The organism is Paenibacillus sp. 7516 (genome assembly GCF_002272715.1).
Lineage (GTDB): Bacteria > Bacillota > Bacilli > Paenibacillales > Paenibacillaceae > Paenibacillus > Paenibacillus illinoisensis_A.
Genome location: NZ_NPBI01000006.1, coordinates 701,664 through 715,237, shown reverse-complemented (window position 1 = coordinate 715,237; position 13,574 = coordinate 701,664). Strand labels below are relative to the sequence as shown.

Below are 13,574 nucleotides of genomic sequence, written 5' to 3'. Positions count from 1 at the left end.
AGTTAAAAAGGCGGCTGACTCTTTGTCAGACGCCTTTCTTGTGTGATTATGAAGGGTGGCAATCATAGCGCCCGCCTAAGTAGGGAGCACAGGGAGCACGAATCTACTCTCTTTCCATCACAGCGAAGTAGTTGTTTTCATCATCAGCAAAGTTGAAGACTCTTCCGCCCGGAATCGTAACCAGTTCACCTAACGTAACCTGCTTGCTGGCCAAGTCCGCATAGAGCCCATCGAGATCTTTGGTGAAAAACATGAGTGAAGGTGTGCCCAGATTCAACTCGGGGGACATTTTGGCTACGAATTCCTTGTCGTGAAGGATAATGGTTGTCTCGGCACCTTCTTCAGGAGCAATTTCGATCCAGCGCATACCCTCGCCGTTGACTTCGGAGACCACGTGAAAGCCTGCTTTTTCTGTCCAAAATTGAAGGGCCTTGTCCTGATCGTTGACATACAACATGATTTGACCAACTTTGCTAAACAATGATACTCACTCCCCAGTTATCGTATTGTTCAAACCTTGAAATGATAGGATTCGCCATTCTTAAGTTCATTCGTATGAGTCAGTTTTATAATACCATAAAACTCTTTTGATCAACGTTTACATTCCGAGTACAAAATGCGTACACAGATGTCCTTGACTGGGCGTTTGCATCATACCATTAACTAGAGGGGAATTCGGCAACAACTGAATACCTCTAAGCATAGCCATGGAATGGCGGATGGGAGCGCTGTAATGACGACACGGGTAGTTCTGTTGGAAGAAGGCACGGCAGAGATGAAAGGACTATTGGGCAGTAAAGGAGCCGCGCTTGCGGAGTTATGCCAGGCGGGGTGGCCTGTTCCGGCAGGATTCACCATTACAACGGAACACTGTCACGAGTTCCTTAGCTGCTCAGAAACAACTTTTGCCGAAGGTTCCGAAGATCTGGCCAAGGCAGTCCGTCAGCTGGAACGGCATACGGGCACAGCCTTTGGTGATCCGGAGGCTCCGCTTTTGCTAGCTGTGCAATCCAGTGACGTGCTTCCCCGGGATGCGAACTCCTTGGTGCTGCTAAGCGTAGGACTTAATGACATTACAGTAGAGGGACTTGCCCGGCGAATCAACAACCGCCCGTATGCACTCAACTGCTACCGGGTGCTGCTGCAGAATTATGGCTGGTTGGTTCATGGCATCCCGCTTGAGGTTTTCGATGAACGATTGGGCGATATCACGAGTTTGGATGAAACGAGACTGGAGTACGCTATAGCGCAGTATAAAGACGTCATTGAAGAACAGGGGCATCCCGCTTTCCCTCAGGATGTGCGGCTTCAACTGCACAGGATCATCCAGGCATTCTCCCTTTCTGGTCCAGGATTGCATAACCGAACCTTGAGCTCCACTTCGATCGCCTATGGTATGCCCGTTTTGATTCAAGTGATGGTGAATGGAGAGTGTGGAGACCGCTGTGGAAGCGGTACAATCTACTCACGTCATCCGTTGACTGGGGCCCAAGGGGTCTATGGCGAGTACATGACGTTTACAGGCTCCGGGTATGACCTGAAGGAACTGGAACAGATCAGGCATGCGGAACCAGAGCTGGTTGGCCAGCTGTTGCAAGCGAGCCGTGAGCTGGAGAGAGTGAACACCGCTGTTCAGGAAATTAAATTTGTGATTGAGTCGGGGAAGCTTTACCTTTTACAAGCCCGGGATGCACGTTTAACTCCTGAAGCTGTGATCAGCACCATAGTGGATTTTGCAAATGAAGGTCTGATAACCAGGGAACAGGCACTGCTGCGTGTCGAGTCTTCTAACGTAATTCCCACATCTGAACTTCAGCAGTTGCTTGAGTGGGCCGATGATGTGAAAAATATAACGGTACTCGCAAATGCAAGTCATCCTCGTGATGCGGCCATGGCCCGCACGCTTGGAGCCGACGGAATTGGCATCTGCCGAACCGATCATATGTTACTGTCTAGCTCGCGGATGCCTTATGTGCAAAAGATGGTGCTGGCTGAAACTGACGTCGAGCGCAAACGCGGCCTTGAACGGCTGCTGCCCATGCTGCAGTCTGATGTGGAGCAGATTTTCGAGGAAATGAACGGATTTCCGGTAACGATAAGACTATTCGATCCTCCATTATATGAACTTCTCCCGGATGTGGATGAGTTGGTGGGACGTCAAGGAGGATTACAGGCAGGGCATGCAAGAGGAGTTGATGTGAATCAGGAGGAGCTGAGTCGCATGATTCAGCTTGTTGAGCGGCTGCATGAGCAGCATCCAATCAGCAGGCAGTATGGATGTCATCTTGGAACCGTTTTCCCGGAAATCTACGAAATGCAGGCAGAGGCCGTCTTTCGAGCAGCGCTCAAAGGCATTCGCCAGGGATTGTGGGTTCGCCCCGAGATTCTCGTAACGTCAAGAGGACCCGGTAGCGAGCTGCAAGTAATCAGAGAACTAATTGATCAAGTGGCTGAACAGATTCTGGGGGAGGAGAGACGTCACTGCCATTACAGGGTAGGCTCGCTGATTGAAGGGGCTCAAATGGCACTGACCGTGGCACATACAGCCAGGCAGGCTGATTTCCTGTCATTTGGAGCAGAGATGCTGCATCTGGATGGGGGAGAACAACTACTGGAACGCGCTGTCGTTCAGGCTCGGCTCCGTAAACCTCATTTGAGAGTGGGTCTCTGCGCGGAGGAACATGTTGACCTGAGTACCTTTACCTACAGCCAGCATATGGGAATGGATTACGTAAGTTGCCCACCTGAACAGGTGGCTTTTGCTAGAATAGCTGCGGCACAGGCGGTACTCATTGCACGAATGCAGAACAGTAACGCACAGGATGATGATATATCGACGACAGCTTGACCTAGGTCAATTGGCACGAGTCAATGAACGTCTTCCTATAGGTAAATTATAAATTAGTTTAGCCGTTCTTGTCCTAATCTCAATGGGGACCGGATGCTGCAACATGCTGGTTACAGGAATTCGGGTCCGTTCATGGAATACAAATAGCAAAACTGTTATACTGAAATATGCGTTTTGTTAAACGAACGTAAAATTTCAGATAAGGGTTGAAAGCGACCATGTTAAATTCCAAAAATGAACGGACCTCCTCACGGATGTTATTTGCCGTTTTATTTATCCTTATGCTGCTGAAGCTGTCGCTTTTGCGGTATTTCTTTTTCCAAGGGCTGTCCGGAATCGGTCTGGTGACGGATGCATTGGCAGCTCTGACAATCGTGTGCATCCTGGATCTCATTGTGCCGAAACGCTGGAAGCGGATGGTGTACGGCGGCTTTAACCTCCTCTTTTCCCTCGTCCTATTTGCGGCAACGCTGTATAACGTGCATTTTAGCTCCGTACCCACCTATACGGCACTCAGCGAGATCGGGCAGGTTGCACAGGTACGGGGAAGTATTGGACCACTGATACGGCCTTCCCATTTTTTGTTCTTTGTTGACATCGTGCTTGCACTGCCGGTTTGGCTCATGTTGCGTCGTCGGCGGTCGGGTGTCAGAAACGGAAGTTACCGGGACAGCGGTTTGCATTTCGGAAAAATGCGCAGAAGATACTGGGGCAAGCTGGGGGTAGCTCTTACGGCTGCATTCTGTATCGTGCTGTCAGGCAGTTTTATTGTCAAAGGCGAAACCATTGATAACGAACTGGTGCGAGCTGAGAATCTCGGATTTCTGAATTATCAGGTGTCCTCGGCGATATTAACCAGCAAAGAAAACGAAGCTATAGCAAATGGCAATATCAATGAAACCATTGACAAGATTAATCAACTGGTGAGCCAATATCCATATCAGGACAAAACTAACCAGGGATCGTCAATTAAAGCCAAATACTTTGGTGAGGCCAAAGGTAGCAATCTGATTGTTCTGCAATTGGAATCCTTTCAGAATTTCCCGATTAACGCTTCCTTGGATGGTCAGGTATTGACACCGGTACTGAACGATTTAGCCAAAGAAAGCTATTATTTCTCTCATTTTTTCCAACAGATCGGTCAGGGAAATACCTCGGATGCCGAGTTTATGTCCAATACGTCCATCTATCCAACCGGGGTTGTTCCGATGTCAGCCGGATATAGCGACCGCGAGCTGCCAAGCCTACCGAAGCTGCTTCGCAGCGAAGGCTACCAGTCGGAGACTTTTCACGTGAATGACGTAACGTTCTGGAATCGGAACAAGATGTATCCGGCCCTCGGTTTTGATCGATATTTCGATAAGCCGAGCTTCGAGAATGACCGCTTTAACGATTTTGGTCCCTCGGATGAGGAGTTATATCGTGTAGGTGTGGAAAAAATGGCTGCGCACCAAGCGGCAAATCAGCCGTTCTATGCCCAGTTCATTACCGCATCGAGCCACTCGCCGTTCACGGTTCCAGCGGATCGGGCGCGCATTACCATTCCTGCAACGATCACGAACACATTGCTTCACGATTATTTGCAGGCCATTAATTACACCGATTATGCTGTCGGTCAGCTCATTGATGAGCTGAAAGCGAACGGGTTATGGGAGAATACAACACTCGTTATCTATGGGGATCACTTCGGCTTGCCCGCAAATGACGAGATTACCGAACAGATTCAAGCCAATCTGAATGTTCCGTATGATGGCAAGGTGAGCCGTTTTAATATCCCACTCTTGATTCACACGCCTAACCAGGTTAAGGGTCAAGTGATTGAACAGCCTGGTGGTCAGCTCGACATTCTGCCTACAGTCATGAACCTCATGGGTGTTTCGTTAAAAGAAGAACAGTTCACTGCATTTGGGCATGACCTGCTGAATATGGACCACAATGCATTCGGTATTCGGTATTACTTGCCGACTGGCTCGTTTGTCAACAATGACATTATGTTTATACCAGGTGCAGGTTTTGATGACGGAACAGCATATTCGCTTAAAACATATGAACCGGTTACCGATCTGGAGCCGTATCGTTCCGATTACGAGCATGTGCTCAGCCTTATGAGGCTCTCTGACGAGTATGTGAAGCTGCTGCCCAAACGAGCACCCTAATCAGAACATAAAGCTTTGATTCAAAAGGAAGTGCCACCAGCTGTTGCTGGTGGCATTTTTTTATTCAGTTTACAAGGAAGCGTGTATATTAAGGAAGTAAGAGGACCATGTTTTTAATTGCCATTCCACAGATAAGAGTAAAGAGATTTTGAAACTGTAATTAATAATGTTACAATGAAGTGAGTGTGAATTTTGCATTAAAAAATATGGCCAGCAACCCATTAGACGAGAGGAATGAATATAGATGAAACTTAGTGTACTCGAACATGGACATATCAATGAAGGACGCAGTGTGCAGGACACACTTCAGGAGACTGTGACGTTAGCGAAGCATGCCGATGAACTGGGATACTCCAGGTTCTGGATGTCCGAGCATCATGGCGGCGGAGCACTGTCCTTCTCCAGTCCGGAGGTTATGATCGCTCATGTCGCAGCTCATACCGATCGAATTCGGGTCGGTTCCGGTGGCGTTATGCTGCCTCATTACAGCGCCTACAAAGTCGCGGAGAACTTCCGTCTGCTCGAGGCACTGCACCCTGGACGAATTGACCTCGGCATTGGCAGAGCGCCAGGCGGCATGCCGATTGCGAGCCGGGCTCTGAATGAGGGCAAGGCTTCCAATGTACAATTTTTCCCGCAGCAAATTGCTGATCTGGGCGGTTATTTCCACGAGCAGCTGCCAGAGGATCACCGTTTTGCATCTCTGGTAGCCGGACCATCTGTACCAACGGTGCCTGAAGTATGGCTGCTGGGCTCCAGTTCGGAAGGTGCCCGGATTGCTGCAGCACAGGGAACGTCCTATGCATTTGCACAGTTTTTCGGAACACCTGGCGGGGAAGAAGCAATGAAATATTATCGCAGACATTTCAAACCATCCATTCTGAATGACAAACCTCATTCCATGATTGCCGTAGCGGCATTCTGTGCAGAGACGGAGGAGGAAGCAGCAGAACTGGCCCGTAGTAATGAGCTGTTCTTTTTGCGTCTCGGCAGAGGATTAGAGCAGAGTTCATTTCCTTCGCTGGAAACAGTCCATAATTATCCTTATACAGCGATGGAAATGGAACAGATTCGCCAGCGCCGCTCCTTCTCCATTATTGGTACACCGGATCAAGTGAAGGACAAAATTACGGCCATGGCAGAACGTCATGAAGCGGACGAGGTCATTATTGCATCTGCTATTCATTCGTTTGATGCACGCCTGCGCTCTTTTGGCCTGATTGCTGAAGCTTTTGGTCTCAAGAAGGATTAGAGCTAGTTGAACGGGAATTTATATTCTAAGGGGTTGGAGTCCCGCTATGCGGGACTTCAATTGTATTCTTGTGTAAGCAGAGAGGAGGAATTCACATTCGCAGATGTATCATAAGTGATATTCATGGCTGTTATGATGAATTCAATGCGCTGCTTCGTCAAGTGCATGTTGACCTCAATCAGGATGAACTGATTCTCCTTGGAGATTATGTGGACCGGGGACCGAAAAGCCGGCAGGTGGTTGAGCAGATCATGGAACTTAGGGAGAACCATGGTGTAGTGGTGATCAAGGGAAATCATGATGCGATGATGGTCAAAGCCCTAATGAATGACGTGGAAGAGTATGATATGCACTGGATTCGCAATGGCGGATTGGAGACACTGGGCAGTTATGTGGAGATCCGTTTTGATGAAGAACAGATGGATTGGACTGCATACATGGAAGCCAAGCACTGGATTCGCAGCCGATACGAGCATCATCTCCGTTTTCTGAGTGAACTGCCCCTTGTTCATGAAGTGCCAGGTTATATCTTTGTGCATGCAGGAATCAATCCGGATGTAGAGGATTGGCGCAGTCAGCCTGAACGGGACTTTATTTGGATTCGGGAGGCCTTTTACTCGAGGCCCACATCCATCCCGGATACGGTGGTATTTGGACACACACCAGTGAAGCACCTGCATGATTATTCAGATATCTGGTTTGACCCGAGTGGTGACAAGATCGGCATAGATGGCGGATGCGCGTACGGTGAGCAATTGAACCTGCTTGAGATCGGTGAGGATGGCAGTTTACAGACGTTTCATGTGAAAAGGGGAGAGACTGGAGAAGGCTCGGCAGATTAATATTTGCATTGCGTATCCAGGTTCCGTGTGCTACTTTATATTTTTATGAAAGATAATTGATTATCAATACATATCATAGAAGTCGAGGGGAATGAACCGAGTTTTGGCTATTTATAATCTGGATCAACTTCAGCACCATATCCTGCTCTGCAACGGTGGTACTTGCATGCGGAATGAAGGAGAGGAAGTCACTCAGGCTGTACGGGATGAAATTCTGAAGCAGCAGGCTGGTGGATTTATTCATACAACAAGAACACGCTGTAACGGGCGCTGTGACGATGCTTGCGTGACAATCGTATATCCGCAGGGAGACTGGTATGGCAAAATGACTCCGGAATCCGGGCGGGCATTGGTACAGGCACTTTGTGATGGGGAGAAGCTGGAGAGTCACCTGATTGCGAACGTGGCTCAAACGGCCTCCAAATAATACCGCAGGGTTCCTCCCTTTTTCCAGTGATGAAGCAGACCCTGAGAACGAATTTAATCAATTCGCTGTTAAGGGTTTGGAATTAAGTCTTATTGACGCTATAATCAGTAAGGTATGATTTGAATTATGACATGATTATTCTAATCACAATTGACGGAGGGCTATAAATATGGAAAAAGCGTTAATCTTTGGTCACAAAAATCCCGACACGGATACGATCTGTTCTGCAATTGCTTATGCGGATCTCAAAACTAAACTGGGACAGGACGTTGAAGCTGTGCGTCTTGGTGAAGTGAACGGTGAAACCCAGTTTGCACTGGATCATTTTAAGGTGGAAGCTCCACGCCTGATCAAAACGGCTGCGAACGAAGTAAACAAGGTTATTCTGGTCGATCACAATGAGCGTCAGCAAAGTGTAAGCGATATTGAGGAAGTTACTGTAGCTGAAGTTATTGACCATCACCGCATTGCTAACTTCGAAACAAGCCAGCCTCTGTATTTCCGTGCAGAACCGGTAGGTTGCACAGCAACCATTTTGAATAAAATGTACAAAGAAAACGGCGTTGAAATTAGCGCACCGATTGCAGGACTGATGTTGTCCGCGATCATTTCGGATTCCCTGTTGTTCAAATCCCCAACTTGCACAGAGCAGGATGTAGCAGCAGCACGTGAGCTGGCTGCCATTGCGGGAGTGGATGCTGACAGCTACGGTTTGGATATGTTGAAAGCCGGCGCGGATCTGAGTCAGAAAACAATTGCAGAACTGATCTCCCTGGATGCCAAAGAGTTTGCCATGGGACAAGCCAAAGTGGAAATTGCACAAGTAAACGCCGTTGACGTTAACGATGTGCTTGTGAAAAAACCAGAACTTGAAGCAGCAATCGAAGCGATTATTTCAAGTAAAGGGCTGGATCTGTTCCTATTCGTGGTAACGGACATTCTGAACAATGATTCCGTTGCACTGGCTTACGGTAAGTCTACCAAAGCGGTTGAGCAAGCATACAATGTGACACTTTCTGATAGTAAGGCATTGCTGAAAGGCGTCGTGTCTCGCAAATCGCAAATCGTCCCTGTGCTGACCGAAGCTTTCAATAACCTGTAATTGAACCATCTAACACGAACATAGCATTAATCTGATCCAAGCCTGCTCTGATCTGTCATAGGTCAGGACAGGCTTTTGCCGTAAAGGAGGACACACCATGATTAAGAATGAAAAGATCAAAGCATCCGAGATTGAACTGACCGGACTGAACGGCGAAGATCTCGGTATTATGTCCACAAAAGAAGCTTTGGCACTTGCCAAGCAGCATAAAGTGGATCTGGTATGCCTGTCCCTGATGACAAGCCCGCCACCCTGCAAACTCATCCGTGCTGGAGCAGCCAAACAGGAAGCTCAGCAGGAGAAGAAAAAATCCGGTAAATCGCCGGATAAACGCAAGGTTAAGGAGATTCGTCTCAACTTGCAGATGGAAGACCATGATCGGGATACAAAACAAGCTCAGGCGGAACGTATCTTGAAAAAAGGTGACTCGGTTAAGCTGGTCATACAGGTTCACGGAAGCAAAGAAGGCGCCGCAGGTAAGGAGTGGGCTGAGCAGCTAAGCAAGTCGCTGGCTGAATATGGCACCAAAACAACAGGTATTCAGGTAAGTGGTAAGCAGGTTGTTGTCCAGTTGGACCCAAACACATAACAACAGGTTGATTTATGCCTGGCATGCGGAAGTGTGGAAAGGCGTTGAGGTTTCCCAATACATTTACGCTCAGAAGCCCAATGAAAAGGCAGTGAATCTGTTTTTTCATTGGGCTTTATTTATGTTGTGGTCAAACGTTTTTCTGTTCTCTGAATCCTCGTTAACCAAACGTTCAGCTTCATGTTCGGAGATACCGACTGCCGCCAATCCGTACATATAATTGTCCGGGCAATATTGGCGTCGTTCCTGCAGGTGCATTCATATCACTATTTTCGGCGAATCGGGATAGATAATAAAAATCGGGATAAATCACGTTATCCATTAAATACGCTGAAACTTGACTTCCGGGAGTTCGGAATTGGTTCAATGTACGAATGATCTGTCCCCCGGAGGCAATACCGATGCCATGACCATAATACAAATCTTCACGGAGCATAATCGTATTTTCCCCTTGCCACTCTGGCGTTTCGGAAGAGACATCCGGATTTTTGAAATAAAGTACATCCCCTGGAAGTGCGGTATGGCTGCCGTTCTTCTCGGTTAAGCGCAGATCACTGTCATAGTGCCAATCGAAGAGCAGTAAGTCGCGAAAGAGTGAATTGAAGGCCTCTTCGCGAATACTTTCGAGCACCCCTCCGTACAGCACAATGACTGTTGCAGTTGCACATTCAAATGCATACAGCGAACCATTCCTCCAAATATCCCGAATGCCTTCAGCCGGAGTTACATTCGGTTTGAGTTCAAATCCTCCCTCATTGTTGAGATTCCAGTAGGCGGGATTACATCGGGATTTTTCAAATGAAGCAAAGCTGACCCCGCTGGCATTCAATCCCTCAGCTGCATGAACCAGAGAGGCACGAAGCTTCCATTCGAATTGCAGATGATCCATGGTCTGATAGAAATATAGGGTCGGTCTGTTCTGAAGCTGCTGCAACCAATGCCATTCAAAAGCAGACCACTGAGAAGGTACCAAATCAAGCGGTTGATTCGCAACGATGATCATACATGACAACCTCCGTTTCGTTGGATGTTCGGGCTTGTGTGAACGGAACCTCACGCGTATCTTTTCATTTATATTGCGATTGGTACCCGGAATTGTACTCTGTTTAGAACAATCCCCGTGTGAAAGCGCACACAAAATGTCGATTCATGCAAAAGTTTCAGTGGATATCGTTTAATCATCATCCTATTTGGGGTACTACTCTATAGATGAAGTTATGTACAGCACAGGCTGTTAATTACGAATAATATGGATTAGAGAATAATTTGAAAAAAGGAGGATAAGCGGTGTCGAATCCAATTACAGAGAGCCGCTCTCTGTTTGAGCAACTTTACAAATATGCACCAATCGGCATTGCTGTTGCTTCGCATGTGAACGGACGTTGGCTTCAGCTTAATCCTGCGTTTTGTGAAATGCTGGGATTCAGTGAAGATGAGCTAATCGACTCACCTATTGAACATATGATCCATGATGTAGATCAGGAGATGGAGAGACTCAGGTCCAACCTCTGGGATATGACGAATGGGGTAAGCCAGATGTATGAGACGGAAGTCCGATTAAAGCGTAAGGACGGTTCTCTTCTGTGGTCGAACATACGGGCCTGCATTGTTAGGGATGAGGAGAACAACAATCCTCTTTATTTACTTGTACAGGCAGCGAATATTACGAGACAAAAGGAAGCGGAGCAGCACTTGATTGAACAGCGCAAACAGTTGGAAGAGAGCACCCGAATCTCTCGTATCCTTACGGAATCTTCTCTCGATCTTATTGCCATACATCACGCTGATCAGGAACGTACCTTCAAGTATGTGTCACCCGCCAGTCTTGGGATGCTGGGGTACAAGCCTGAAGAAATCGTGGGTCAATCCGGACTGTTCTGCATTCATCCGAACGATATTCCAATCGTGGAAGCGTATGTTGCAGGACAGATGCAGGGTCTTGCACCAGACCGTATAAACTACCGCTTGCTGCATAAGGATGGTTCTGTGGTATGGGCTGATACGATCACTCACTACATCTATGACAAGCAGGGAAATCTGCAGGAGATGATTGCAGTGACCCGGGATATTACGGCGAGCAAGAAGCAGGAGCAGAGTCTACAGGAGTATCAATCACTCTTTGACTGTAATCCGTTAGGCGTAGCTTCGCTTGATTTGGATGGGAATTTGCTGAAGGCGAATGTCAGCCAAGAGCATCTGACGGGACATTCCAAGGACGAGCTGCTCAGTCAATCCTTTGATCATCTCATTGATCCCGTGGATCTGGCTAAGACCCGATACCATTTTGAAGAATCCGTCAAAGGTGAAGCCCAGAGTTATGAGATCGGGTTGATTCATCAGGACGGACGCCGAATTGAAACCAGAGTGATCAATGTTCCTATTATTCTTGAGGACCGAGTTGTCGGTGTGTACGGCATTACAAGTGATATCACGGAGTCCAAAAGATATGTGGAAGAAATCGAGAATCTAAGCTACGAACGTGCCCTAATTCTGAATGCGATGTCTGAGGGTGTGATTGGACTTGATCAAAACGGAACATTGATATTTGCCAACCCGGCTGCAGCTGAGATGATGGGTTTCTGTCCCACCGAGATGAATGGGGTACACTTCGAGCAGATTATTCTGCAGATGCAAAACGAGGCAATCCCTTATCCGGTCAATGAATCACCGATTGTAAAGGCAGTACGGGAAGGTCGCAGTTTGCCTAGATCGGAATCTGTATTCTGGAGACAGGACGGTTCAAGCTTCCTCGCGGAATTTCAGCTCAAACCGATTATGGATCAAGGAAATACCCGCGGAGGAGTGCTGGTGTTCCGGGATATGACTTCGGTGAATGACATCATTCGTGCCAAGGAGCTAGCCGAACAGGCGGACCGTGCCAAATCCGAATTTCTTGCGATTATGAGCCACGAGCTGCGTACTCCGCTGAATGGGATTATGGGCATGGCCCATCTGTTAAAAGAAACAGAGCTCGATGCAGAGCAATCCGGATTCGCTGAGATCATCATCGATAGTGGGGAGTCACTGCTTCACATTCTCAACGAGATACTTGATTTCAGTAAAATTGAGGCTGGTAAAATGGATCTGTCACGCGACGCCGTGGATATCCAGGAAATGCTGGCGAGTGTTGTTGAACTGTTTGCCCTGAAAGCTGCCGAAAAAAATATAGAGCTGTATTGTGAGATGTCTGACCAGATTCCTGAGCGTGTCAGAGGGGACGAAACCCGAATTCGTCAGATTCTGATCAATCTTGTGGGCAACGCGGTTAAATTTACGGAGAAAGGCAGCATTCAAATTCGTGTGAGTGTGAATGTCCCCGAAGATGGTGATCCGAACAAACTCCAGCTCTCTTTTGTCGTAAAGGATACGGGAATCGGCATCGCCATGGACAAACAGCATCAGTTGTTCCAGTCCTTCTCCCAGCTTGACCCGGCCATTAATCGCAAATATGGTGGTACCGGTCTTGGACTTGCAATCAGCAAGAAGCTGGTTGAATTAATGGATGGTGCGATTGGGGTGCATAGTGAAATGGGCAAGGGAGCCGAATTTCATTTTACCCTGCTGCTTGAGAAATGGCAGGACGAGTCTGGTGACGGAATGGAAGCTTCAGACCATACTTGGGTTGAAGATGATCAATCCCTGCTCGCAGCAAATATTCGCATCTTGATTGCGGAGGATCAGCCGGTGAACAGCCACCTGATGGAGGAGCTGCTGCGTAAGCTGGGCGGAGTCTGTGATATCGTTGAGAACGGAGAGGAAGCGGTGCGCGCACTCGAAAGGGAATCTTACGATATCGTCTTCATGGATATCAAAATGCCCATCATGGACGGGATTGAAGCAACCTGCAAAATAAGACAAAGCCATCCCGAGATTCCGGTCATCGCTGCAATAACGGCATTTGCGGGTGAGAGTGATCGTGAAGCATGCCTGGAATGCGGAATGCAGGATTTTATCAGCAAGCCGTTTAGTTCATCCGAAATTACCCGTGTACTGCGCACCTGGGTACCTTATATCCGGGCTCATCGGAAAATGCTGGATACATGAAAGAGTGAGATGAAATCAAAAAACCTGCTCCCGGTTAAAGGGGCAGGTTTTTTAAAGGTCTATAACCATAGTCCATAACCAAAAAGGATCAGGACCATCCTCCGATCAACCCGGAGAGGGTTACGCATTCATCATCTTCCAGTTCCGCAATCAATGTAAGTTCTTCCTGATCACTTGGATCAACAGAGAACAATTCGCGGCGTCCATCTTCGTGTTTAATAATAACCAGTTGGTTGCCGCTTTTTGTATCAAACTGGTACTTAACTCCGATACCAGGCAGTGGGCATTCCCGGATATTCATGAAAACTGTCACC

Annotated in this window: 11 protein-coding genes; 8 read left to right on the top strand and 3 right to left on the bottom strand. The window is 47.7% G+C overall.

Annotation, left to right across the window (positions count from 1 at the left end; all coding sequences use genetic code 11):
* Positions 1 to 103 precede the first annotated feature (103 nt).
* Complete coding sequence (locus tag CHI14_RS06480) at positions 104 to 481, bottom strand: VOC family protein (RefSeq protein ID WP_095287571.1); 378 nt, start codon at positions 479 to 481, stop codon at positions 104 to 106.
* A gap of 252 nt (positions 482 to 733) precedes the next feature.
* On the opposite strand from CHI14_RS06480, the gene CHI14_RS06475 reads away from it, so the two are divergent.
* From CHI14_RS06475 to infC, 7 genes are all read left to right on the top strand, one after another.
* On the top strand, positions 734 to 2,848 hold the full coding sequence (locus CHI14_RS06475) for a putative PEP-binding protein (RefSeq protein WP_170948030.1): 2,115 nt from the start codon (positions 734 to 736) through the stop codon (positions 2,846 to 2,848).
* 218 nt (positions 2,849 to 3,066) lie between these two features.
* The gene (locus CHI14_RS06470) at positions 3,067 to 5,004 is read left to right on the top strand and encodes an LTA synthase family protein (protein ID WP_095287569.1); all 1,938 of its coding nucleotides are present in this window, start codon (positions 3,067 to 3,069) and stop codon (positions 5,002 to 5,004) included.
* 244 nt (positions 5,005 to 5,248) lie between these two features.
* A complete protein-coding gene (locus CHI14_RS06465) occupies positions 5,249 to 6,256 on the top strand; it encodes an LLM class flavin-dependent oxidoreductase (RefSeq protein WP_095287568.1) in 1,008 nt (335 codons plus the stop codon).
* A 68-nt stretch (positions 6,257 to 6,324) separates the two neighbouring features.
* On the top strand, positions 6,325 to 7,098 hold the full coding sequence (locus tag CHI14_RS06460; RefSeq protein WP_249281021.1) for a metallophosphoesterase family protein: 774 nt from the start codon (positions 6,325 to 6,327) through the stop codon (positions 7,096 to 7,098).
* Between the two features lie 103 nt (positions 7,099 to 7,201).
* Positions 7,202 to 7,525 (top strand): (2Fe-2S) ferredoxin domain-containing protein, encoded by a 324-nt coding sequence (locus CHI14_RS06455; protein WP_095287567.1) that lies wholly within the window; start codon positions 7,202 to 7,204, stop codon positions 7,523 to 7,525.
* A gap of 169 nt (positions 7,526 to 7,694) precedes the next feature.
* Positions 7,695 to 8,627, top strand: coding sequence for a manganese-dependent inorganic pyrophosphatase (locus CHI14_RS06450; RefSeq protein WP_095287566.1), 933 nt, complete (start codon positions 7,695 to 7,697; stop codon positions 8,625 to 8,627).
* Between the two features lie 97 nt (positions 8,628 to 8,724).
* Positions 8,725 to 9,216 carry a translation initiation factor IF-3 gene (infC, locus tag CHI14_RS06445; RefSeq protein WP_095287565.1) on the top strand — a complete coding sequence of 164 codons (492 nt, stop codon included), beginning with the start codon at positions 8,725 to 8,727 and terminating at the stop codon, positions 9,214 to 9,216.
* 178 nt (positions 9,217 to 9,394) lie between these two features.
* Here infC and CHI14_RS06440 read toward each other — a convergent pair whose 3' ends face one another.
* The gene (locus CHI14_RS06440; RefSeq protein ID WP_095287564.1) at positions 9,395 to 10,219 is read right to left on the bottom strand and encodes a protein-glutamine gamma-glutamyltransferase; all 825 of its coding nucleotides are present in this window, start codon (positions 10,217 to 10,219) and stop codon (positions 9,395 to 9,397) included.
* A 284-nt stretch (positions 10,220 to 10,503) separates the two neighbouring features.
* On the opposite strand from CHI14_RS06440, the gene CHI14_RS06435 reads away from it, so the two are divergent.
* Positions 10,504 to 13,260: a PAS domain-containing hybrid sensor histidine kinase/response regulator gene (locus tag CHI14_RS06435; protein ID WP_095287563.1), complete on the top strand. Its 2,757-nt coding sequence runs from the start codon at positions 10,504 to 10,506 to the stop codon at positions 13,258 to 13,260.
* A gap of 88 nt (positions 13,261 to 13,348) precedes the next feature.
* On the opposite strand, the gene CHI14_RS06430 is transcribed toward CHI14_RS06435, so the two are convergent.
* Positions 13,349 to 13,561: a cation:proton antiporter regulatory subunit gene (locus tag CHI14_RS06430; protein ID WP_095287562.1), complete on the bottom strand. Its 213-nt coding sequence runs from the start codon at positions 13,559 to 13,561 to the stop codon at positions 13,349 to 13,351.
* Positions 13,562 to 13,574 lie beyond the last annotated feature (13 nt).